Origin of the sequence: Staphylococcus arlettae (assembly GCF_002902345.1) — a bacterium.
Classification (GTDB): Bacteria; Bacillota; Bacilli; order Staphylococcales; family Staphylococcaceae; genus Staphylococcus; species Staphylococcus arlettae.
The window spans coordinates 169,555-193,456 of sequence record NZ_PPQB01000005.1; the positions used below are offsets into that span (position 1 = coordinate 169,555).

Annotated in this window: 20 protein-coding genes, 1 pseudogene, 1 riboswitch and 1 other annotated feature; all 21 genes and pseudogenes read left to right on the forward strand. The window is 32.9% G+C overall.

Annotation, left to right across the window (positions count from 1 at the left end):
- The first annotated feature begins 316 nt into the window (after positions 1-316).
- Positions 317-1,027: a response regulator transcription factor gene (locus tag CD036_RS00985; RefSeq protein WP_002510250.1), complete on the forward strand. Its 711-nt coding sequence runs from the start codon at positions 317-319 to the stop codon at positions 1,025-1,027.
- On the forward strand, positions 1,027-2,721 hold the full coding sequence (gene pnpS, locus CD036_RS00990) for a two-component system histidine kinase PnpS (protein WP_103387822.1): 1,695 nt from the start codon (positions 1,027-1,029) through the stop codon (positions 2,719-2,721). Before CD036_RS00985 ends, pnpS begins: the two co-directional genes overlap by 1 nt.
- Before the next feature lie 166 nt (positions 2,722-2,887).
- Positions 2,888-5,518, forward strand: coding sequence for a DNA polymerase I (polA, locus tag CD036_RS00995; RefSeq protein ID WP_031266816.1), 2,631 nt, complete (start codon positions 2,888-2,890; stop codon positions 5,516-5,518).
- Between the two features lie 14 nt (positions 5,519-5,532).
- Positions 5,533-6,405, forward strand: a complete 873-nt coding sequence (mutM, locus tag CD036_RS01000; RefSeq protein ID WP_002510253.1) for a bifunctional DNA-formamidopyrimidine glycosylase/DNA-(apurinic or apyrimidinic site) lyase — start codon at positions 5,533-5,535, stop codon at positions 6,403-6,405.
- A 16-nt stretch (positions 6,406-6,421) separates the two neighbouring features.
- Positions 6,422-7,033 (forward strand): dephospho-CoA kinase, encoded by a 612-nt coding sequence (gene coaE / locus CD036_RS01005; protein WP_002510254.1) that lies wholly within the window; start codon positions 6,422-6,424, stop codon positions 7,031-7,033.
- Between the two features lie 135 nt (positions 7,034-7,168).
- Positions 7,169-8,194 (forward strand): type I glyceraldehyde-3-phosphate dehydrogenase, encoded by a 1,026-nt coding sequence (gene gap, locus CD036_RS01010; protein WP_103387823.1) that lies wholly within the window; start codon positions 7,169-7,171, stop codon positions 8,192-8,194.
- 161 nt (positions 8,195-8,355) lie between these two features.
- The gene (gene nrdR, locus CD036_RS01015; RefSeq protein ID WP_002510256.1) at positions 8,356-8,826 is read left to right on the forward strand and encodes a transcriptional regulator NrdR; all 471 of its coding nucleotides are present in this window, start codon (positions 8,356-8,358) and stop codon (positions 8,824-8,826) included.
- Entirely contained in the window at positions 8,827-10,215 is a 1,389-nt protein-coding gene (gene dnaB, locus CD036_RS01020; RefSeq protein ID WP_103387824.1) for a replicative helicase loading/DNA remodeling protein DnaB, read from the forward strand.
- Positions 10,212-11,132 carry a primosomal protein DnaI gene (gene dnaI, locus CD036_RS01025; RefSeq protein ID WP_002510258.1) on the forward strand — a complete coding sequence of 307 codons (921 nt, stop codon included), beginning with the start codon at positions 10,212-10,214 and terminating at the stop codon, positions 11,130-11,132. Before dnaB ends, dnaI begins: the two co-directional genes overlap by 4 nt.
- A gap of 328 nt (positions 11,133-11,460) precedes the next feature.
- Positions 11,461-13,398, forward strand: a complete 1,938-nt coding sequence (gene thrS / locus CD036_RS01030; RefSeq protein ID WP_103387825.1) for a threonine--tRNA ligase — start codon at positions 11,461-11,463, stop codon at positions 13,396-13,398.
- Positions 13,399-13,457: 59 nt separating this feature from the next.
- Positions 13,458-13,630, forward strand: a riboswitch (Lysine riboswitch).
- Positions 13,631-13,783: 153 nt separating this feature from the next.
- Complete coding sequence (locus tag CD036_RS01035) at positions 13,784-15,277, forward strand: amino acid permease (RefSeq protein WP_002510260.1); 1,494 nt, start codon at positions 13,784-13,786, stop codon at positions 15,275-15,277.
- 58 nt (positions 15,278-15,335) lie between these two features.
- Positions 15,336-15,462 (forward strand) — a sequence feature (ribosomal protein L20 leader region).
- A 25-nt stretch (positions 15,463-15,487) separates the two neighbouring features.
- Positions 15,488-16,015, forward strand: coding sequence for a translation initiation factor IF-3 (infC, locus tag CD036_RS01040; RefSeq protein ID WP_002510261.1), 528 nt, complete (start codon positions 15,488-15,490; stop codon positions 16,013-16,015).
- 28 nt (positions 16,016-16,043) lie between these two features.
- On the forward strand, positions 16,044-16,244 hold the full coding sequence (gene rpmI, locus CD036_RS01045; protein WP_002510262.1) for a 50S ribosomal protein L35: 201 nt from the start codon (positions 16,044-16,046) through the stop codon (positions 16,242-16,244).
- Positions 16,245-16,310: 66 nt separating this feature from the next.
- The gene (gene rplT / locus CD036_RS01050) at positions 16,311-16,667 is read left to right on the forward strand and encodes a 50S ribosomal protein L20 (RefSeq protein ID WP_002510263.1); all 357 of its coding nucleotides are present in this window, start codon (positions 16,311-16,313) and stop codon (positions 16,665-16,667) included.
- A 105-nt stretch (positions 16,668-16,772) separates the two neighbouring features.
- Positions 16,773-17,384, forward strand: a complete 612-nt coding sequence (locus tag CD036_RS01055) for an NUDIX domain-containing protein (RefSeq protein ID WP_103387826.1) — start codon at positions 16,773-16,775, stop codon at positions 17,382-17,384.
- Between the two features lie 11 nt (positions 17,385-17,395).
- A complete protein-coding gene (locus tag CD036_RS01060) occupies positions 17,396-18,319 on the forward strand; it encodes a hypothetical protein (RefSeq protein ID WP_103387827.1) in 924 nt (307 codons plus the stop codon).
- 165 nt (positions 18,320-18,484) lie between these two features.
- Positions 18,485-19,795, forward strand: coding sequence for a trigger factor (gene tig / locus CD036_RS01065; protein WP_103387828.1), 1,311 nt, complete (start codon positions 18,485-18,487; stop codon positions 19,793-19,795).
- Between the two features lie 194 nt (positions 19,796-19,989).
- Entirely contained in the window at positions 19,990-21,252 is a 1,263-nt protein-coding gene (clpX, locus tag CD036_RS01070) for an ATP-dependent Clp protease ATP-binding subunit ClpX (RefSeq protein ID WP_002510267.1), read from the forward strand.
- A gap of 187 nt (positions 21,253-21,439) precedes the next feature.
- Positions 21,440-22,027 carry a ribosome biogenesis GTP-binding protein YihA/YsxC gene (yihA, locus tag CD036_RS01075; protein WP_002510268.1) on the forward strand — a complete coding sequence of 196 codons (588 nt, stop codon included), beginning with the start codon at positions 21,440-21,442 and terminating at the stop codon, positions 22,025-22,027.
- A 171-nt stretch (positions 22,028-22,198) separates the two neighbouring features.
- Positions 22,199-23,530: a glutamyl-tRNA reductase gene (gene hemA, locus CD036_RS01080; protein WP_002510269.1), complete on the forward strand. Its 1,332-nt coding sequence runs from the start codon at positions 22,199-22,201 to the stop codon at positions 23,528-23,530.
- A 20-nt stretch (positions 23,531-23,550) separates the two neighbouring features.
- A pseudogene (locus CD036_RS13235) lies at positions 23,551-23,902 on the forward strand (cytochrome C assembly protein); the annotation flags it as partial.

Genomic DNA, 23,902 nt, shown 5'->3' on the forward strand with positions numbered 1-23,902 from the left:
CAACTAAGTAGTTATTATTTAGTTGGGCTTTTTAATGACTTTCTTTATGTAGTTAGGTGATAAATAACCATATCAGTTTAAAAAATTTAAAATAATGTTAAGATATTATTAAGAATTGTTTGAGCTACTACTTCTAGGGAATTATGAAAATAGTAATAAAGCACATACTGTGAGTGTTGCATGGAAATCACGATTATTGTATATATATTGCGAATCATATATTTTGTAAAATTTGTGTAAAAATATTATAATGTGTGTTATTTTTATTAAATTTTAAGTTATAATTAAATTGTAAACATAAATATGGAGGTACACTATGTCACAAAAAGTACTTGTAGTAGATGATGAACAATCAATCGTAACGTTACTGAAATATAATTTAGAACAAGCAGGATACATAGTAGAAGTAGCATATGATGGAGAAGAAGCATTAGAAAAAGTTAGCAACACCAATCCAGATTTAATTGTCTTAGATGTTATGCTACCTAAAAAAGATGGTATTGAAGTGTGTAAATCAATACGAACTGACAAAAATTTAGTACCTATTTTAATGTTAACAGCAAAAGATGATGAATTTGATCGTGTATTAGGTTTAGAGCTCGGTGCAGATGATTATATGACAAAGCCATTTTCACCTAGAGAAGTTGTTGCTAGAGTGAAAGCAATCTTACGTCGTTCTGCAATGATTGCCGAAGCTGAACCGGCTGGTATTGATGAGGATGACATAATTATTGGGTCTATTAGAATAAAACCAGAATATTTTGAAGTTTATCGAAATGATGAATTACTTGAATTAACACCAAAAGAATTTGAATTACTCTTATATTTAATTGAACGTCAAGGCAGAGTAATTACACGTGAGCATATGTTGAATTCTGTTTGGAATTACGAATTTGCTGGAGATTCAAGAATTGTAGATGTACATATTAGCCACTTAAGAGATAAGTTAGAAGAGAACCCTAAACAACCAAAGTTAATCAAAACAGTGCGTGGTTTGGGTTATAAAATGGAAAGACCTAAGGTTTAATGCTTAAATTTCACCAACGGCTATTGTTATTATTATGTACGATTACAATTGTGAGTTTTATTGCTTTAGGAGCAATTATTTCTCATGTGATTTATTCTACTGTTGCAGTAGGACAAGAAGGAGATATGGAAAAGAAAGCACGTCACTTTGTACATTTGTATAAAAACGATAAACAACATGAATTAGAAGCACTTGCTGAAAACGAAAATTTGACTATTAAAATTATGAATAGTAAAAAGTCATTATTTTCGCATCAAGATGACGTCAAAATTAATCAAGCAATTTTAAATGAAGCCAACCCAACAAATTTAATTTATGACGAAGTAAATAGTGACCGAAGATTTACTTTTAAGAGTGATGTGGATGATTATCGTGTATTAATTAGTGGCGTCAATAACGAAATTATTGAATTGCAAATTCAATTGTGGAAGTATATATCGCTCATTGGCTTGTTTGTATTAATTATTATATTTCTAGTCGTGCGCAGTATTGATCGAACTTATATTAGACCAATTAATGAAGTGACGTATGCTACTAATCTGCTTGCAGATGGTTATTACCATGTCCGTGTACCAGAAAGTAATGTGAAAGAAACGCGAGAATTATTTGTTACTACAAATGAATTAGCACGTAAGTTGCAGCGTTTAAATCATAAACAAAAATTACAGTCCAATCGTTTAAAAACTACAGTAGAAAATATTCCAAGCTCTATTTTAATGATTGATAAATATGGTGAAATAGTTGTTGCTAATAAAACGTATTATGAGGTATTTACACCTGAAGAAACTGCAGAACATAAAAGTTATGTAGAGTTTATTGATCCAGCAATACATGAGCTGATTACTGAAGCTTTTAAAGTTGAAAAACCAATTTACGAACAAGTGAAGTTAAATATAGGACAAGTGCATGAAAAATATTTCGATGCAGCGTGTGTTCCAATTTTATCTCGGACTAAAAAGAATTTATATGGCATGGTTATCGTATTACATGACATTACAAATTTGAAGAAATTAGAAAATTTACGACGAGAATTTGTAGCTAATGTGTCTCACGAATTGAAAACACCTATTACTTCTATTAAAGGATTTGCTGAGACGTTATTGGACGGTGCGAAAAATGATCCGCAATCATTAGATGATTTCTTGAAAATTATTTTGAAAGAATCAGATCGAATTGAAACATTAGTTTTTGATTTGTTGGATTTGTCGCATGTTGAGCAACAAACTGAATTGGAAACTGAGTATATTAGTTTGACTGACATTGTAGAAACAACGATTGAAAATGTTTATACTATTGCCGAGCAGAAAAACATTAATATAATCAGAGAAATTACACCTGATATTATAATTGATGCGAATGAAGGAAAAATTGCCCAAGTAGTATTAAACTTGTTATCTAATGCAATTAGCTATTCTACAGTAGATAGTGATATTATAGTACGCGTCTATAAAGATGGACATAAGAGTATATTAGAAGTAGAAGACTTTGGTATGGGCATTAGTGAAGAAGATCAAAAACATATATTTGAGCGGTTCTATCGTGTCGACAAAGCACGAAGTAGAGATTCTGGTGGTACAGGTCTAGGACTATCAATTACGAAACATATTATAGAAGCACATAATGGACGTATTAGTGTGAATAGTCAATTGAATGAAGGATCGACGTTTAAAGTAGTGTTTTTTGATGTGCAATAATTAAATAAGAAAGTTATTAAAATGTGGGAGTAAAACGTGAAATCAAATTGTGACTTTGGTTTCTGTCTTACTCCTGCTTTTTATATAAATTCATATAACGAATCAGTACGGTATCAATTAAGAATATGATAAAATGTATATCAAAACAGTTCTGGAGGTTAATATGGTGAAAAAGTTAATTTTAATAGATGGTAATAGTTTAAGCTTCCGTGCTTTTTATGCATTACCATTATTACAAAATAAAGCTGGCATCCATACAAATGCAGTGTATGGCTTTGCAATGTTATTAGAGAAAATCATAAAAGATGAAGCACCGACACACTTTTTAGTGGCTTTTGATGCAGGTAAAACAACTTTCAGACATGAAACTTATGGAGAATATAAAGGTGGTAGACAAAAAACACCACCAGAATTAAGTGAACAATTTCCTTATGTTAGACAACTTTTAGATGCATATGGTATAACACGTTATGAATTAGACAACTATGAAGCTGATGATATTATCGGTACGTTGAGTAAGGAAGCAAATGATGCAGATTTCGAAACTATTATTGTTACTGGTGATAGAGATTTAACACAATTGGCAACAGATAAAGTAACGATTTATTATACTAAAAAAGGGATAACTGATGTTGATCATTATACTCCAGAGTTTATAGCTGAGAAATATAATGGTTTATCACCTGAGCAAATTGTTGATATGAAAGGTTTAATGGGCGATACATCAGATAATATTCCTGGTGTTGCAGGTGTAGGCGAGAAAACAGCGATAAAATTATTATCGCAATTTACAACTGTCGAAAACTTATATGACCATATAGATGAAGTTTCTGGTAAAAAGTTAAAAGAAAAGCTAGAACTAAGTAAAGACGATGCGTTAATGAGTAAGAAACTAGCAACGATAAATTGTAATAGTCCTCTCAAAGTCTCACTGAATGATACAGCTATGCCACAAGAACAAGATGAAAGTGAAAAAATAGAATTGTTTAAAAAACTTGAATTTAAACAATTACTAGAACAATTAGATGTTGATAGTGGTCAGAGCCAAGAAGAGCAATTAGAGTTAGAGGTAATGACAGATTTTTCAGCAGTTAATTTTTCTCAATTATCAGAGGCGACAATTCATATTGAATTGGAAGATAGCAATTATTTAAAAGATGCTATTTTGAAATTCGGTTTGTATGATGGCGTAAATCATGTTGTGATAGATGCTACAACACTAAGTCAGCACAGTGAGTTAGTAGCATGGCTCGAAAATGAAGAGACTAAAAAAATAGTTTACGATGCTAAAAAAACATACGTTGCTGCCCATAGATTAGACATAAATATTAAAAACATTGTGTTCGATGCGATGTTAGCATCTTATATTATTGACCCATCAAGAGCGATAGATGATGTTCAATCAGTAGTGTCACATTACAATCAACACTTTGTACCATCAAGTGTATCGATTTATGGAAAAGGCAAAAAACGCCAAGTGCCAGAAAGTGAAACGTTAAATGATTATGTCGCAGCTATTATACATGCTGTTTATCAAGCAACGTCACACATGCAAGCACAATTAGAAGAATTTAATCAAGTTGCGCTATTACAAGATATGGAATTACCATTAGCACGCATCTTAAGTAACATGGAAGAGACAGGTATATACACAGATGGACAAGCATTAAAAGAAATGGAAATAGAAATACAACAGAAATTAGATACACTTATTGCCAATATACATGATGCGGCAGGAGAGTCATTTAATATTAACTCACCTAAACAACTTGGAGTTGTGTTATTTGAAACATTAGAATTACCTGTCATTAAAAAAACTAAAACAGGTTATTCAACTGCTGTTGATGTCTTGGAACAATTACAAGGTGAACATCCTATCATAGATTATATTTTAGAGTATCGTCAGTTATCTAAATTACAATCGACGTATGTTGAAGGCTTGCAAAAAGTTATTAGCGAAGATAATCGTATTCACTCTAGATTCAATCAAACATTAGCACAAACAGGTCGTTTGTCCTCAGTAGATCCAAACTTACAAAATATTCCAGTACGATTAGAAGAAGGGCGACGTATTAGAAAAGCGTTTAGACCTACATCAAAAGATAACGTAATTTTGTCTGCGGATTATTCACAAATTGAATTAAGAGTGTTAGCGCATATCACGCAAGATGATAGTATGATTCAAGCTTTTAAAAATAATGAAGATATTCATACTGCAACAGCGGTTAAAGTTTTTGATGTATCACCAGATGAAGTTGATAGTTTGATGCGCCGACAAGCAAAAGCAGTAAATTTTGGTATTGTGTACGGCATTAGTGATTACGGTCTAAGTCAAAGTCTCGGTATTACTAGAAAGCAAGCAAAACAATTTATAGATGATTATTTAGATAGTTTTCCTGGAGTTAAACAATATATGCAAGATATAGTAAAAGATGCTAAAGCTCAAGGATATGTAGAAACACTATTGCATCGTAGACGTTACATTCCAGATATTACTAGCCGTAACTTTAACTTGCGTAGTTTTGCAGAAAGAACGGCAATGAATACACCAATTCAAGGCAGTGCAGCTGATATTATTAAATTAGCTATGGTGAATTATGATCAAGCCATTCAAGATCAAACATTTAACGCAACATTATTATTACAAGTTCACGATGAATTAATATTTGAACTACCACGTGATGAAGTAGAAGAATTTAGTAAATTTATAGAAGATATTATGGATAATGCATTATCACTTGATGTACCACTTTTAGTAGAAACAAGTTACGGTGATACATGGTATGATGCAAAATAGAAAGAAGGAATAATATGCCAGAACTTCCAGAAGTTGAACACGTCAAACGTGGCATACAACCCTATGTCGTAGGTGAAAAGATAAACCGCGTCATATTTTCATCTAAAGTTATCGAAGGTAAAAAGCAACAGCGTGAAACAATTATTAAAGGTATGGCTTTAGATACGTTCCAAACCTTTACGGAAGGTTATGTCATCGATGCTATCGAACGACGCAGTAAATACATTGTATTTCATTTAGAAAAAGATGGCGCGACGCGTATTTTGATTAGTCATTTAGGTATGGCTGGTGGATTCTTTATTGTAAATCATGTAGATGATATACCAGTCGAAAATTATCGTAAGCATTGGCACGTAATCTTTGAATTGAGTAATGGGAAACAATTAGTTTATTCGGATATTCGACGATTTGGAGAAATACGTAATGTTCCATCCTTCGAAGCATACCCGTCATTTTTACAAATTGCGCCAGAGCCTTTTGATCATGACGCGTTAAATTATTATTTAGCGTGTTTTGATCACAAACGTTATTATGATAAACCTATTAAACAAATGATTTTAGATCACCGTGTCATCTCTGGTTGTGGTAATATATATGCTTGTGAAGCGCTATTTCGTGCAGGTATTCATCCAGCTAGAAAGACTCAAGATTTAAATCATCAAGAACGAGAAATGCTGTTTTTATATGTTCGAGAAGTACTTGAAGAGGGTATTAAAAATGGTGGAACAAGCATTTCAGATTATCGTCATGCTGATGGTAATACTGGTACAATGCAACTACATTTAAATGTATATAAACAAAAGACATGTAAGGTGTGTAATTCGATGATTGCTACCCAAGTTATTGCGACGAGAAATAGTCATTTCTGTCCAACATGTCAAAAATAAAGGAAGCGTGAGAAAGATGCCGAAAGTTATAGGACTAACAGGTGGGATTGCAACCGGAAAATCAACTGTAGCTGAATTATTAGAAATCCATGGTTTTAAAATCGTTGATGCAGATGTTGCCTCTCGAAAAGCTGTTGCTAAAGGTAGTGAAGGTTTAGCCCAAGTTAAAGCAGCATTTGGTGATGAGGCTATTGCTGAGAACGGGGAAATGGATAGACAGTATGTTGGCGATATTGTGTTTAATTACCCTGAAAAAAGATTGGAACTTAACGAAATTGTACATCCTATTGTTAGAACAATTATGGATGAAGAAAAAGATCAATTTTTAGCAGAGGGGTACAATGTCATTATGGATATTCCTTTACTTTATGAAAATGACTTACAAGAAACTGTTGATGAAGTATGGTTAGTTTATACATCAGAAAGTATCCAAATAGATCGATTAATGGAAAGAAATGATATGTCACTAGAAGATGCTAAAGCACGTGTGCTAAGTCAAATTTCCATTGATAAAAAACGACGTATGGCTGATCATGTCATCGATAATCGAGATTCTAAGCTCGAACTTAAACAAAATTTAGAGCAGTTATTAATTGAAGAAGGTTATTTAGATAGCAGTGAGTCATAAATTAAAAAATCACTATGGGAAAATGTTATTTCTGTAGTGATTTTTTATTTTTTTGTTTAGAAAACGCTTTCAATTAGCAATATTTATGTTATACTAATCACATAAAGTATAACACATAGGTGAGGAGTGCTTCTTATGACAACGAATATTGCAATTAATGGAATGGGCAGAATAGGTCGAATGGCCTTAAGAATTGCTTTGAAAAATAAAAATTTAAATGTGGTAGCAATTAATGCGAGCTATCCACCTGAAACAATAGCGCATTTAATTAATTATGATACAACTCATGGTACATATGATTTAAAAGTAGAACCAACGGATCACGGCATTAAAGTAGATGAGCATGAAATTAAATTACTTGCTGACCGTAATCCTGAAAATCTACCATGGAAGTTGTTAGATATCGATATTGTTATTGAAGCTACTGGTAAATTTAATCACGGTGATAAAGCAAGTGCACATTTAACTGCTGGGGCTAAAAAGGTGTTATTGACAGGTCCATCAAAAGGTGGAGATGTTCAAATGATCGTTAAAGGCGTGAATAATAACGATCTTGATATTGAACAATATGATATTTTCAGTAATGCTTCTTGTACAACGAATTGCATTGGCCCTGTGGCGAAAGTACTTAATGATAAATTTGGTATTGTAAATGGTCTAATGACAACTGTACATGCAATTACTAATGATCAAAATAATATTGATAACCCACATAAAGATTTAAGAAGAGCACGTTCCTGTAATGAAAGCATAATACCTACATCAACTGGCGCTGCCAAAGCATTAAAAGAAGTAATGCCAGAATTAGATGGTAAATTGCATGGTATGGCTTTAAGAGTACCAACTAAAAATGTATCGTTAGTAGATTTGGTCGTTGATTTAGAAACTGATGTTACAGTAGATGACATAAATCAAGCATTTAAAGAAAACGACTTGCAAGGTGTATTAGCTACAGAAGATGCACCATTAGTGTCAGTTGATTTTAATACAAATCCACATTCAGCTGTTATCGATACTCAAAGCACTTTAGTAATGGGGGATAAAAAAGTTAAGGTGATTGCTTGGTACGACAATGAGTGGGGTTATTCAAATCGTGTCGTTGAAATAGCAGCTCAAATTGGTGAATCATTGAAAGAAAATTCGAAGGTAGTTTCAAGTTAATTCGTAAATATTAGATAAAGATAAAAATAAATGCCAAACCCAGAAGGGATTGGCATTTATTTTTATTTGCTAGTATAAACTAGATAATAATAAGGATTCTTTTGTATCATATTATTTTATAGTATAATAAGGCGTAATCTACAAAAGAGGGTGAAAGTACCATGAAATGTCCGAAATGTAGCGCGACGCATTCCCGTGTTGTTGATTCTAGACATGCGGATGAAGTAAATGCGATTCGCCGAAGAAGAGAATGTGAACAATGTGGTACAAGATATACCACATTTGAACATATAGAAAAACGTCCACTTATAGTGGTGAAAAAAGATGGCACACGTGAACAGTTTCTACGTGAAAAAATTTTAAATGGTTTAGTACGGTCGTGCGAAAAAAGACCAGTGCGCTACGAACAATTAGAAGAGATAACAAATAGTGTTGAATGGCAATTACGTGATATAGGACAAGCTGAAGTTTCGTCGAGAGAAATCGGTGAATATGTGATGAATTTATTGATGCATGTAGATCAAGTTTCCTATGTTAGATTTGCATCAGTATATAAAGAGTTTAAAGATGTCGATCAATTATTGCAATCTATGCAAGGTATCTTATCTGAAAATAAACGGAGTGATTCATAAATGGGGTTACAATCTGCTAAATTTGGGCTGAGACCACAAGATGATTTTCAAGTTAAACGAGACTTTCAGCTAACAAACCATAATTTAGCTATTTTAAATCGTTTATTTACGCCATTAGTTGGCTCAAGTGCAATTGGGCTTTTGCATTATTTAAACCAATTTGTTGAGTCAACATCTAATCAAGTAAACACACATTACATTATTATGAGTGAATTGAAAATTAATTTAAAAGAGTTTAGACAACAAATGGATATTTTAGAGGGCATTGGTTTAGTAAAAAGCTTTGTAAAACATGAAGATAACACTTCATCATTTGTTTATAAATTAGTGCAACCACCTACTGCCCGTCAATTTTTCAGTGATCCAATGTTATCTATCTTTTTGTATAATGAAGTCAATAAGCAACGTTACCATCAACTAAAATCAGATTTTGAAACATCTACTGCTATAGATTTAACTGAATTCCAAGAAATCACACGCAAGTATACTGATGTGTTCAAATTGCCTAAAGGTAATTTAGTAGAAGATGTAAGTCAAATGCCACAAGAATCTACATATAAAGGTCTGGATTTATCGGCAGTGAATTTTGATTTTGAAACGTTGTACGACCTTCTTCAAACACATTTCATTAGCGAAGAAATAATAACTCAAGAAGCTAAACATTTAATTATTCAATTAGCTACATTATATGGTTTAACACCTGAAGCTATGAAACGTATTATCTTAAAGTCAATTACAAGTGCACAACAGTTATCATTCGAAGATATAAGAAAATATGCGCGCACGTATTATTTAATGGAACATGAACAACATTTACCTTCGCTACAACAAAAAGATCAAATTACAGCGCCGAAACCATCAGCAGAACAAAATGATGATGATAAAAATTGGTTACAACAATTAGAAAATACGAGTCCAATAGAAATGTTAGCATCTTGGTCTAGTTCTGAACCAACTACACAACAAAAAGTAATGGTGGAAGAGTTGGTAGAACGAGAAAAAATGTCATTTGGAGTAATTAACATCTTATTACAATTTGTTATGTTAAAAGAAGATATGAAATTACCTAAAGCATATATATTGGAGATAGCTTCAAATTGGAAAAAATTAGGAATTAGTACTGCAGAACAAGCATATCAACACGCACTAAAAGTAAATCAACCTAAACCAGAGACACGCGTTGCCTCATCACAATCACGATACAAAAAGCACCAATTAGCTTCTAAAGAAATGACTCCAAAATGGTTGTTGGAGCGAGAACAACAAGCATCGACTGAAAGTGATGATAATAATAAAAAGGTAGATAATGATAATAATGAAGAGGAAGATCAAGAAAGAGCTGCTTTCTTACAACATTTAAAAGAGAGATGGGGGGAAGATGACGAATGAAACGTTTCGATCAAATAATGGGTGACTCTAATCAGTTGTTTAAACGTATTGCAAAAATTAAACATGATGTAGTAAATGATCATGATGTTAAACAATTTTTAGAACAACATCAGGCTGAATTAACCAATGCGATGATTGATGAGGATTTAAATGTGCTACAAGAATATAAGGACCAACAAAAGCACTATGATGGTCATAGTTTTAACGACTGCCCGAACTTCGTTAAAGGTCACGTTCCAGAATTGTATATAGACAATCAACATATTAAAATTCGTTATTTGCCTTGTCCTTGTAAAGTTAAACATGACGAAGAAAAATACAACGCCCAGTTAATTACTTCACATCATATGCAACGTGATACATTAAATGCAAAATTAAAAGATATTTATTTAAAAGGTAAACGATTAGAAGTCGCACGTGCAGCAGATGATATTTGTAACGCGATTGCAAATCAAGATGCTAATATCAAGGGCATGTATTTACATGGTGAATTTGGGACAGGTAAATCATTTATTTTGGGGGCAATTGCCAACCAACTTAAAACGAAAAAAATACCATCAACTATTATTTATTTGCCTGAATTTATTCGCACTCTGAAAAGTGGTTTTAAAGATGGCACATTTGAAACAAAGCTAGCTAAAGTGCGAGAAGCTAATATTTTAATGTTAGACGACATAGGTGCTGAAGAAATTACACCGTGGGTACGTGATGAAATTATTGGACCGATTTTACATTATCGTATGGTCCAAGAGTTACCAACGTTCTTTAGTTCTAACTATAACTTCAAAGAATTACAACATCATTTATCAGTGACCCGTGATGGTACAGAACTTACAAAAGCTGCTCGTATCATGGAGCGAATTAAGACATTAGCTACACCTTACTATTTAGATGGCGAGAATTATAGAGATGTTTGAAATTTACAGTAAATGTTGTATAATGTAAGTAAATCTAAATCAAAATAATACAAAATGAGGACATGATAATTAAATCACTAATATACAGCAAGTCATTAGTTGATGAGAATATGACTATTATATTTAGTTATTACTCCCTCCTAGATAGTGTTTGTAATGAACACTCGGCTCAAGACCGTTATCTTATGTAGAGTTAACATATTGTTGTCAGACATATATGTTGAATTAGGGTGGTACCACGAAGACCTCGTCCCTTATTGGGATGGGGTCTTTTTCTATTGTTTTATTTTGATTAAGAACTTGAATTTTTAATGGAGGGTAAATAAACATGGATCAAATAAATATTCAATTTCCAGATGGTAATAATAAAGCGTTTGATAAAGGAACAACAACTGAAGACATCGCACAATCAATTAGTCCAGGACTTAGAAAAAAAGCTGTAGCGGGTAAATTCAATAATACATTAGTGGATTTAACGCGTCCGTTAGAAACTGATGGTGACATTGAAATAGTGACACCTGGTAGTGAAGAAGCGTTAGAAGTGCTACGCCATTCAACAGCTCACTTAATGGCACAAGCACTTAAACGACTATACGGAGATGTGAAATTTGGTGTAGGTCCTGTAATAGATGGTGGATTCTACTACGATTTTGATATGGAACAATCTATATCTTCGGATGACTTCGAACAAATTGAAAAAACAATGAAACAAATTGTTAATGAAAACTTCCCGATTGAACGTAAAGTCGTTTCACGCCAAGAAGCTCAAACGTTTTTCGCAGATGATCCATATAAACTAGAATTAATTGATGCGATTCCAGAAGATGAATCAGTAACATTATATAGTCAAGGTGAATTTACTGATTTATGTCGTGGTGTACATGTACCATCAACTGCAAAAATTAAAGAATTCAAATTGCTATCAACTGCTGGTGCGTATTGGCGTGGTGACAGCAACAACAAAATGTTGCAACGTATTTATGGTACAGCCTTTTTCGATAAAAAAGATTTAAAAGCACATTTACAAATGCTAGAAGAGCGTAAAGAACGTGACCATCGTCGAATTGGTAAGGATTTAGAACTTTTCTCAAACAATCCATTAGTAGGTGCTGGTTTACCATTATGGTTACCAAATGGCGCAACTATTCGTCGTGAAATTGAACGTTATATTGTCGACAAAGAAGTAAGTATGGGTTATGACCATGTCTATACACCAGTGATGGCGAATGTTGACTTATATAAAACATCTGGCCACTGGGACCACTATCAAGAAGATATGTTCCCAACGATGAAATTAGATGAGCAAGAAGAAATGGTTTTAAGACCAATGAACTGTCCACACCATATGATGATTTATGCCAACAAACCGCATTCTTATCGTGAATTACCTATACGTATTGCAGAATTAGGTACAATGCATCGTTATGAATCTAGTGGTGCGGTTTCAGGTTTACAACGTGTGCGTGGTATGACTTTAAATGATGCACATATCTTTGTGAGACCTGACCAAATCAAAGAGGAATTTAAACGAGTAGTAAATTTAATTATGGAAGTTTATGAAGATTTCGGCTTTGAAAATTATAACTTTAGATTAAGCTATAGAGATCCAGCCGATAAAGAAAAGTATTTTGACGATGATGAAATGTGGAATACTGCGGAAAATATGTTGAAAGAAGCAGTGGATGAATTAGGATTAGATTATGTTGAAGCTATAGGTGAAGCTGCATTCTACGGTCCTAAATTAGACGTTCAAGTTCAAACTGCAATGGGCAAAGAAGAAACTCTATCAACTGCACAATTAGACTTCTTACTACCACAAAAATTTGATTTAACATATATTGGTAATGACGGTGAACAACATAGACCAGTAGTTATTCATAGAGGTGTAGTATCAACAATGGAACGCTTTGTTGCTTTCCTAACTGAAGAAACAAAAGGCGCATTCCCAACATGGTTAGCACCTAAGCAAGTTGAAATCATTCCAGTCAATGTAGACTTACATTATGATTATGCACGAAGCTTACAAGATGAGCTAAAATCACAAGGTGTAAGAGTAGAGATTGATGATCGAAATGAAAAAATGGGTTACAAAATTAGAGAAGCACAAATGCAAAAAATTCCATATCAACTCGTAGTTGGAGACAAAGAAGTAGAGAATAACGAAGTGAATGTACGCAAATACGGATCACAAGATCAAGAAACTATTGAACGTGATGACTTCATTTGGAGCTTAATTGATGAAATCAGACTTAAAAAAGCAAGATAGTATTGAAACAGTTTGAGAAATCATGTATATTGAGTGTTAGTGAAATAAATGAATAAAAAAATTGAGTTAGAGGTTGCGTTTTTAATTAGTAACTGTTCAAGTGTTTGATGGAACAATTGTTGAGCAAGTGAAAGGTAAAAATGCCGAAATAAATAATAACCATTAGTATTATTTATTGGGCCAGTTATCGAAAGGAACTGGACTGTCACACATGTGAAGTGCTACCTATATATATGATAAAAAAGGTTGCATATCAAATGGGTATGTAACCTTTTTATATTACATGATTCAACAGTTACAATGGGGAATGAACTGGATGTAATGAAGGAGTAATTATAAAGTCATATCAGTGTAAACCTCTAAGCATTTCAGAAAGGAAGCTTATATGGGAAATAATACGAATCAAAATGGCGGTGTACAAAGAGGACTTAAAGATCGTCATATTTCAATGATTGCAATTGGTGGTTGTATCGGTACTGGATTGTTTATGACTTCTGGTGGTGCAATTCATGATGCTGGTGCACTTGGAGCGTTATTAGCATTTGCAATTATCGGTGCAATGGTTTTCTTCTTAATGACATCATTGGGAGAGATGGCTACATATTTACCAGTGTCAGGTTCATTTAGTACCTATGCTACTCGCTTTGTAGATCCATCTTTGGGATTTGCATTAGGTTGGAATTATTGGTTTAACTGGGTTATTACCGTTGCAGCAGATGTGACAATCGCGGCACAAGTTGTTCAATATTGGTCACCATTACAAGGGCTGCCAGCATGGGGATGGAGTTGTCTATTCCTAATTATAATTTTTGGACTTAATGCATTATCTGTTAGAGTATATGGTGAAAGTGAATATTGGTTTGCTTTAATAAAAGTAGTCACTGTAATTATTTTTATTGTCATAGGACTGTTAACAATAGTTGGTATTATGGGCGGCAAATTTGTAGGATTCGAAACATTCACAGCTGGAGAAGGACCAATTTTAGGTGATGGTTTCAGCGGTAGCTTGTTGACTATTCTAGGTGTGTTTTTAGTTGCTGGATTCTCATTCCAAGGAACAGAATTAATTGGGATAACGGCAGGTGAATCAGAAAATCCTGAACGTGCAGTACCAAAAGCGATTAAACAAGTCTTTTGGAGAATTTTATTGTTTTACATTTTAGCTATTTTTGTAATTGGAATGTTGATTCCATACAACAGTGATGCTTTAATGGGTGGCGATACTAGTGTTGCGACTTCTCCGTTTACACTTGTATTCCAAAATGCAGGGTTAGCATTTGCGGCATCATTTATGAATGCAGTTATTTTAACATCTGTATTATCTGCCGGTAATTCCGGTATGTACGCTTCAACACGTATGTTATATTCTATGAGTAAAGATAAACTAGCATTTCCTATTTTTGGCAAAACAAATAAATATGGTGTGCCATACATGTCATTGTTAGTAACAGCACTTATAGTTATTGCTATATTCTTATTACAACATATTAGTGGCGATGCTTATGAATATATCGTGGCAGCGAGTGGTATGACTGGATTTATAGCTTGGGTTGGAATAGCAGTCAGTCATTATCGCTTTAGAAAAGCGTTTGATAAACAAAATTATGATAAATCTAAATTAAAATATAAAGCGAAACTCTTCCCATTTGGGCCAATATTCGCAGGCGTTTTATGTGTGCTTGTTATTGTAGGACAGGATGTTGATTTCATTAAAACAGGTGATTTTAATTTAAATCGTTTTGTCATCACATACATGGGTATTCCAGTATTTTTAGCATTCTTTATTTATCACAAATTACGCTATAAAACAAAAATGATTCCATTAGATAAAGTAAACTTAAGCCAAGATGTTGATATGAAATCAACTGAAAATAAATAATAAAAACTATTGACTATTGTCGTGGTTACTGGTAATATTAGTAACGTTGAATACGAAACGTACCAAGAAGAAGCTCCCGCTTCTCACCTGTAGCGACGCAACAAGCTGTTGGCAGGTCAATAATACATGCAAAGACATGTGTGAAGCAGAGCGGGTATCTTGTATACTCGCTCTGTTTTTGCTTGGGATAATTTCGTAAAAATCTTGGAGGTGTCAACCATAGCTAAAGATCAGACTCAAGTTAATGAAAAGATTCGCGCAAAAGAATTACGATTAATCGGTCAAGATGGTGAACAAATTGGTGTTAAAGCCAAAAATGAAGCACTTGAAATGGCTGATAGAGTTGGTTTAGATGTAGTCGTAGTTGCTCCTAACGCTAAACCACCTGTTGCAAGAATTATGGATTACGGAAAGTATAAATTCGAACAACAGAAAAAAGAAAAAGAAATGAAAAAGAAACAAAAAACGATTAATGTAAAAGAAATTCGTTTAAGCCCAACTATTGAAGAACATGACTTCCAAACTAAATTAAAGAATGGTCGTAAGTTCTTATCAAAAGGCGACAAATGTAAAGTTTCTATTCGTTTTAGAGGTCGTGCAATTACGCATAAAGAAATTGGTCAACGTCAATTAGAAAAATTTGCAGAAGAATGTAAAGATATTGCTACTGTTGAGCAAAGACCTAAAATGGAAGGGCGTCAAATGTTTATCATGTTAACGCCAATTGCTGAAAAATAATTTTTGAAAACACAGGAGGAATTGTATCATGCCTAAAATGAAAACACACCGTGGAGCTGCTAAACGTGTTAAAAGAACTGGTTCAGGTCAATTAAAACGTTCAAGAGCTTTCACATCTCACTTATTTGCAAACAAAAATACAAAACAAAAACGCCAATTACGTAAAGCTAGATTAGTACACAAATCAGATATGAAACGTGTAAAACAATTATTAGCGTATAAAAAATAATCGAGCGATTTTAGAGTGAAATTTGACATTAAAAAGATCTAACACAATTTTGAGGAGGAATTTATTATGCCACGAGTAAAAGGTGGAACAGTAACAAGAGCTCGTCGTAAAAAGACGATCAAATTAGCAAAAGGTTACTTTGGTTCAAAACGTACGTTATACAAAGTAGCTAAACAACAAGTAATGAAATCAGGACAATATGCATTCCGTGACCGTCGTCAAAGAAAACGTGATTTCCGTAAATTATGGATTACACGTATTAACGCTGCTGCACGTCAACACGACATTAGTTATTCAAAATTAATGAACGGCTTGAAAAAAGCTGAAATCGACGTGAACCGTAAAATGTTATCTGAAATCGCAATTTCAGACGACAAAGCTTTCGGTGAATTAGTTGCTAAAGCAAAAGAAGCTTTAAAATAATATTTACTAAAAAAGAGATGTGGTATGACTGCATCTCTTTTTTATTTTGAGATGTATCAGAGTTTTGATAAAATAACTGTGAAGTCGTATCTTAAGGAGATTATCATGTCAAAGTTTGATGAAATGATTACAGTAGTACCAAGAACTATATTATTTAATAATGAAAAAAATCAATTTAATGGTTTTCTGTCTAACAATGGCCAAAAAGGCTCAAAAATTTTTGAGACATTGTCACAATATGAAGTGAAACGTCGTGGAGATATGGAAGAAGATCCAACGTACAAACAGTTAATATCGTATTGTTTGTTGCAAAATGAAGAGGGTCAAATTTTGGTTTATGATCGCTTGAGTGGTGGAGGCGAATCACGGTTGCATGGACAATCTTCTATAGGTGTCGGTGGTCATATGAATGATATCGTAGGAGCTGCATCAATAAATGAAGTTTTACGTATCAATGCACAACGTGAGTTAGAAGAAGAAATTGGTTTATCTGAACAAAAAACACAAAATTTACAATACATAGGTTTTATTAATGACGATACAAATGAAGTGGGAGAAGTTCATTTAGGAGTCTTGTTTAAAATAACCGTAGATTCAAAAGATGTTGAAGTTAAGGAGACGGATACATTAAAAATCAAGTGGGTAGAACAAGGTAGTATTGAAAATTATGATGATTTTGAAACTTGGAGTGCATTGATTTTAGAAGCATTACAGTAGAGGTGGATTACATGTCTGATATCATTCCTTTTCCTCGGTCAAAAGATAAATTAATTCGTGATATTAAAATAGCTTATAATCAAGATGATTTAGAGGAAATGTATTCTTTGTTTGATAATTATGAGGAGCATTTTGAATTAGACGAAACATTGTCATTATTGAAGTGTTCAATGTTATATCGTATGAATCATTTTTTAGAATTAAGAGAAGAAGCAATTATATTATTAAAGCAAGGTTTTACGAATTATGATGAATTAGTCATATATTATGTGGAAAGTTTAAATGGCTTAGGTCAATATTTTGAAGCCATCGAGGTCATTGACCAAATCATAGATGAAGTACAAAATCATAAAACACGCATGGAATTATTACCTCTCAAGTCTTATGCACTAAGCCAATTGGAGCAACATAATGCGCAAGTAGCTTCACAATTACAACAATTTGATACTTTAGAGATACGTGACCAAATTAACACTATTTTAACATTGATAGACAATAGTCAATATAGTTATAAAGATACAGTAGCCAGTTTATTGAACAACACTGATATTCGGAATAATGTTATTTCTATAATGTTAGAATATTTACGTTTTGCACAATATGAAGAAGTAGTGCATATTAGCAAATTCAATCAAAATTTATCACTAGTTCCTAAAGACTTACCAGGCTTAGAACACACAACCATGAAACAACAAGTAATACCTGAAGTTGTAAAGTGTTTAGATGATGAAGGTACACAATTACTTGAAGAGGCATTACATGTTATGAATAATCATGCAATATTACTCTACCCAATTGACATCCAAACAATTGGTTCTGTTCCACAGTGGATTAAGGCATATGAAAACTACTTTAAATCCATGTTAGGTATTGTACAACCTCAATCAATAGATGAGGTAAGTGAATTTATTCAACGGTTAGATCAACTAGAGTAATTTAATAGAATTCGGGTAGACAATAACCGTTAACATATTTATGCTAAATTATATAATTAAAATAAAATGCAAAGAACGAAGTTCAACATTTGTGTAGGCACAACACGTGTGATATACTAATGTAGTTGAAAAAATAAAATAGGATAATCATGGAGGTTTTTATACATGACAGCAACTTGGGAAAAAAAAGAAGGTAACGAAGGTGTATTATCAGTTACCGTTCCAGCAGAAAAATTAGACAAAGCTTTAGATCAAGCTTTTAAAAAGGTAGTAAAACAAATCAACGTACCTGGTTTCCGTAAAGGAAAAGTACCTCGTCAAATTTTTGAACAACGTTTTGGCGTAGAAGCTTTATATCAAGATGCAGCTGATATTTTATTACCAGAAGCATATGGTGAAGCAATTGACGAAACTGGTATTAAACCAGTAGATCAACCTGAAATTGATGTAACACAAATTGAAAAAGGTAGCGACTTCAAATTCGATGCAACAGTTGTTGTAGAACCAGAAGTTCAATTAGGAGACTATAAAGGTCTAGAAATTGAAAAACAATCTACTGAATTAACTGAAGAAGAAATTCAAGAATCAATTGACCATCAATTAGGTCATTTATCAGAAATGGTTGTTAAAGAAGATGCAGCTATTGAAAATGGCGATACTGTAAACATCGATTTTGATGGTTATGTTGATGGTGAGCAATTCGAAGGTGGCCAAGCTGACGGCTATGACTTAGAAATTGGTTCAGGAATGTTTATTCCAGGATTTGAAGAACAATTAGTTGGTGTGAAAGCTGGAGAAGAAAAAGACGTTACCGTTACATTCCCAGAAGAATATCATGCTGAAGAGTTAGCTGGTAAAGAAGCAACTTTCAAAACTAAAGTTAACGAAGTGAAATACAAAGAAGTTCCAGAATTAACTGATGAAATTGCAAATGAATTAGATTCAGAAGCTAACACAGTTGCAGAATACAAAGAAAACACTCGTAAACGTTTAGCTGAACAAAAAGAAACTGATGCTGAAAATGCTCAAAAAGAAGAAGCAATTAACAAAGCTGCGAATAATACAACAGTAGATATTCCAGAAGCTATGGTTAATACAGAGCTAGATCGTATGGTTCAAGAATTCGGTCAACGTATGCAACAACAAGGTCTAAATCTTGAAACTTATTTCCAAATTTCTGGTCAAGACGAATCTCAATTAAGAGAACAAATGAAAGACGATGCTGAAGAACGTGTTAAAACAAACTTAACACTTACTGCTATCGCTGAAGCTGAAAATGTAGAAGTTTCAGATGAAGATATCGATAAAGAATTAGAAAAAATGAGTGAACAGTTTAATATCTCAGTTGAAGATATTAAACAAACACTTGGCAATACAGATATCGTAAAAAATGATGTACGTATTCAAAAAGTTATTGACTTATTAGTTGACGAAGCTAAATTAGTAGAACCAACTAAAGAAGACGAAGAAGCATAATACAAGTTTAATAAGTTGAGCAGATTATTAGTTGTATAATATGTAAAGCTGTATAATACAAAATTGTTGAGTAGCAGATGCATTAATTATGATGTATCTGCTTCACTATTATGTGCAAATAACTTGTAGTTTTAACTGTTTGCATATTAAAATGCTATCTAGTATAGTCTTTAGGGAATAGGGGTGTAAATAGAATGTTCAAGTTCAATGAAGATGAAGAAAATTTAAAATGTTCTTTCTGTGGCAAAGATCAAGATCAAGTGAAGAAATTAGTTGCAGGAAGTGGCGTATATATTTGTAATGAGTGTATTGAATTATGTTCAGAAATAGTTCAAGAAGAATTAGCTCAAGCTGAACCAGAAGGTTTAACTGAATTACCAACTCCAAAAGAAATTATGGATCAATTAAATGATTATGTAATTGGTCAAGAAAAAGCTAAAAAATCATTAGCGGTGGCTGTATATAATCACTATAAACGTATCCAACAGTTAGGTCCTAACGAAGATGAAGTAGAGTTACAAAAAAGTAATGTTGCTTTAATCGGACCTACAGGTAGTGGTAAAACACTATTAGCACAAACTTTAGCAAAAACATTAAATGTACCTTTTGCGATTGCAGATGCAACAAGTTTAACAGAAGCAGGGTATGTTGGTGATGATGTAGAAAACATCTTATTACGTTTAATCCAAGCAGCAGATTTCGATATTGATAAAGCTGAAAAAGGAATTATCTATGTCGATGAAATCGATAAAATCGCGCGTAAATCAGAAAATACATCGATTACAAGAGATGTGTCAGGTGAAGGCGTTCAACAAGCATTGTTGAAAATACTTGAAGGTACTACTGCTAGTGTTCCGCCACAAGGTGGCCGTAAACATCCAAACCAAGAATTAATCCAAATTGATACTTCTAATATTTTGTTTGTACTTGGTGGTGCATTCGATGGTATTGATGAAGTTATTAAACGTAGATTAGGTGAAAAGGTTATTGGCTTTGCAAGTAGTGAAGCTTCTAAATATGATGAAGATGCAATTCTTGAACAAATTAGACCAGAAGATTTACAAGCTTATGGTTTAATTCCAGAATTCATTGGTCGTGTCCCAATTGTAGCTAACTTAGAAACATTAGATGTTGAAGCGTTGAAAAATATCTTAACTCAACCAAAAAATGCATTAGTAAAACAATATGTTAAAATGCTTGAATTGGATGATGTTGAGTTAGAATTTACCGACGAAGCATTAGCTGCGATTAGTAACAAAGCTATAGAACGTAAAACAGGTGCTCGTGGTTTACGCTCTATTATTGAAGAAGCATTGATAGACATCATGTATGATGTGCCATCTACTGACGGCGTTGTTAAGGTTAAAATTACTGAAGAGACTATCAATGAAGAAAAAGAGCCTGAATTGTACGACAAAGAAGGCAATTTAATTAATAATGAACAAACATCAGCATAAGCGCTATATAGTCTAATGATGATGTTATATAGAAGTGAGAATAGGAACTCAAATGATTTTTATTTGATTCCTGTCTCACTTCTTTTTTATTTTGTGAACATGTTATGATTAATTGTGATAAGCCATCGCATTCTGAGATGTTCTATACTATAATTAAATGGTTAAATTAGATGAAAGTGGGTCAATTATGAATATTAATCCAAATGAAATAGAAATACTGATTAGTGCAGTAAAATCAGAGCAATATCCTGAAACAGGACTAAGTGAAGTAGCATTAAGTGGACGCTCTAATGTTGGAAAATCATCATTTATTAACAGTATGATTGGTCGCAAAAATATGGCACGCACATCACAACAACCTGGTAAAACACAAACACTCAACTTTTATAATATTGATAATCAATTGGTTTTTGTAGATGTACCAGGGTATGGTTATGCTAAAGTAAGTAAAAAGCAACGTGAAGCTTTTGGTAAAATGATAGAACAATATATAACTGAACGTGATAGTTTGAAACTGGTAATTCAACTTGTTGATTTACGACACAATCCTACTGAAGATGATATTTTAATGTATAACTTTTTAAAATATTACGAGTTGCCAACGTTGGTAATTGCTACGAAAGAAGACAAAATTGCCAAAGGCAAAGTACAAAAGCATTTAGATAACATTCAACAAAAATTAGAGATGGAACCCGAAGATCAAATAATAAGCTATTCAGCAGTGAAAAATAATAAGCAAAAAATTATTTGGAATACTATTGCTTCTTATTTATAATCATTATTAAAAGATACTTAAAATTATGAAATAATGGCCGTTAGGGCAGTAATTATGACAAATATTTGAATTTACTTTATAATTCTTCTAATTTAAAGGCGCAACATACTTAACTCACAAATTAGATGTGTTATAATTTAATTATTGGATTATGTATGGAGGGCGTTATAGATGCATTTTATTGCAATTAGTGTAAATCATCGTACTGCCGATGTAGCATTAAGAGAAAAAGTTGCTTTTAAAGAAGATGCCATACGTTTAGCAAATGTTGATTTATTTGAAACTAAATCTATTTTAGAAAATGTAATCTTATCAACTTGTAATCGTACGGAAGTGTATGCTATTGTCGACCAAATTCACACAGGACGTTATTATATACAACGTTTTTTAGCACGTGCTTTTGGTTTTGATGTAGAAGAAATTAAAACAATGACAGAGGTACATGTCGAGGATGATGCTGTGAATCATCTTATGCGTGTAGTTTCTGGCTTAGATTCGATAGTATTAGGGGAAACACAAATTTTAGGACAATTAAGAGATGCGTTTTTTAAAGCCCAAGAAGAAGATACAACAGGAACAATATTTAACCATTTATTTAAACAGGCAATCACATTTGCTAAAAAAGCACACAATGAAACAGATATTGCTGACAATGCAGTAAGTGTGTCATATGCTGCGGTTGAATTAGCAAAAAAAGTATTCGGAAAATTAACTCATAAAAAAGCACTAATCGTTGGTGCTGGAGAAATGAGTGAATTGTCACTACTTAATTTAATAGGTGCTGATGTTAGCGATATTACAATTTTCAATAGAACTGAAAGTAAAGCACAACGTTTAGCTGAAAAACATCAAGTTGCGAGTGCACCAATTTCAGATTTAGCTGCACATTTAAGTTCGGCAGATATTGTGATTAGCTCTACAAGTGCAGAGTCATATGTTATTACTAATCAAATGCTAGAACAGATTGAAGCCCCAAGAAAAGCGGATTCATTAGTGCTTATTGATATTGCTGTACCAAGAGATATTGAACCGAATATTACTGCGTTACCAGATGTTTTTAATTATGATGTGGATGACCTAAAAGGTTTAGTTGATGCCAATCTCAGAGAACGTCAATTAGCTGCAGATGCAATTGCCGAACGTATACCACAAGAGATTACTAATCATAATGACTGGGTTAACATGCTAGGAGTAGTTCCAGTGATTCGTGCCTTAAGAGAGAAAGCAATGACTATTCAATCAGAAACAATGGATAGTATTGATCGCAAATTACCAGGATTGTCTGAACATGAACGCAAAGTGGTATCTAAGCATACTAAAAGTATCATTAATCAAATGTTAAAAGATCCTATTAAACAAGCTAAAGAAATTAGTACTGATAAGAAAAGTAATGAAAAATTAGAGCTATTCCAAAACATTTTTGATATTGAAGCTGAACATCCTTACGAAGAGCAAAGAAGAAAATCAGCAGAAAAATTAAGTCACATTCTTAGTTTTGAATAGACGAAAAAAATGGTGATAGTATGCAAGATACTTTATTTATAAGGTTTCATGAACTTATTTTGCTGATATATTTAATTAGTATTGCTTGTTATTTTTATGACTTTTTTAATAAAAATTTCAAAATAAGGAATACGGGCTTTATTACTTTAGGGATTGTTTGGGTATTACAAACAATCTCTTTATCTATCTATGTCAACCAGACTCAACAATTACCGTTAACGAATATATTTGATATATTGTTTTTAATAACTTGGTTGATTATAGCGATATCATTAGTGATTAGCGTTATAAAGCCAATAAATTTTTCCATATTTTTATTTAACTTAATAGGTTTTATCTTAATAGCATTAAACACATTTCAACCTACTGACC

What these genes read in the sequence shown, in the direction of transcription:
- CD036_RS01035 (WP_002510260.1), top strand. Translation starts at nt 13,784, where the DNA reads ATGGGAAATAATACGAATCAAAATGGCGGTGTACAAAGAGGACTTAAA.
- rplT (WP_002510263.1), top strand. Translation starts at nt 16,311, where the DNA reads ATGCCACGAGTAAAAGGTGGAACAGTAACAAGAGCTCGTCGTAAAAAG.
- yihA (WP_002510268.1), top strand. Translation starts at nt 21,440, where the DNA reads ATGAATATTAATCCAAATGAAATAGAAATACTGATTAGTGCAGTAAAA.
- clpX (WP_002510267.1), top strand. Translation starts at nt 19,990, where the DNA reads ATGTTCAAGTTCAATGAAGATGAAGAAAATTTAAAATGTTCTTTCTGT.
- pnpS (WP_103387822.1), top strand. Translation starts at nt 1,027, where the DNA reads ATGCTTAAATTTCACCAACGGCTATTGTTATTATTATGTACGATTACA.
- thrS (WP_103387825.1), top strand. Translation starts at nt 11,461, where the DNA reads ATGGATCAAATAAATATTCAATTTCCAGATGGTAATAATAAAGCGTTT.
- CD036_RS01055 (WP_103387826.1), top strand. Translation starts at nt 16,773, where the DNA reads ATGTCAAAGTTTGATGAAATGATTACAGTAGTACCAAGAACTATATTA.
- nrdR (WP_002510256.1), top strand. Translation starts at nt 8,356, where the DNA reads ATGAAATGTCCGAAATGTAGCGCGACGCATTCCCGTGTTGTTGATTCT.
- coaE (WP_002510254.1), top strand. Translation starts at nt 6,422, where the DNA reads ATGCCGAAAGTTATAGGACTAACAGGTGGGATTGCAACCGGAAAATCA.
- tig (WP_103387828.1), top strand. Translation starts at nt 18,485, where the DNA reads ATGACAGCAACTTGGGAAAAAAAAGAAGGTAACGAAGGTGTATTATCA.
- hemA (WP_002510269.1), top strand. Translation starts at nt 22,199, where the DNA reads ATGCATTTTATTGCAATTAGTGTAAATCATCGTACTGCCGATGTAGCA.
- dnaI (WP_002510258.1), top strand. Translation starts at nt 10,212, where the DNA reads ATGAAACGTTTCGATCAAATAATGGGTGACTCTAATCAGTTGTTTAAA.
- dnaB (WP_103387824.1), top strand. Translation starts at nt 8,827, where the DNA reads ATGGGGTTACAATCTGCTAAATTTGGGCTGAGACCACAAGATGATTTT.
- CD036_RS00985 (WP_002510250.1), top strand. Translation starts at nt 317, where the DNA reads ATGTCACAAAAAGTACTTGTAGTAGATGATGAACAATCAATCGTAACG.
- CD036_RS01060 (WP_103387827.1), top strand. Translation starts at nt 17,396, where the DNA reads ATGTCTGATATCATTCCTTTTCCTCGGTCAAAAGATAAATTAATTCGT.
- mutM (WP_002510253.1), top strand. Translation starts at nt 5,533, where the DNA reads ATGCCAGAACTTCCAGAAGTTGAACACGTCAAACGTGGCATACAACCC.
- gap (WP_103387823.1), top strand. Translation starts at nt 7,169, where the DNA reads ATGACAACGAATATTGCAATTAATGGAATGGGCAGAATAGGTCGAATG.
- rpmI (WP_002510262.1), top strand. Translation starts at nt 16,044, where the DNA reads ATGCCTAAAATGAAAACACACCGTGGAGCTGCTAAACGTGTTAAAAGA.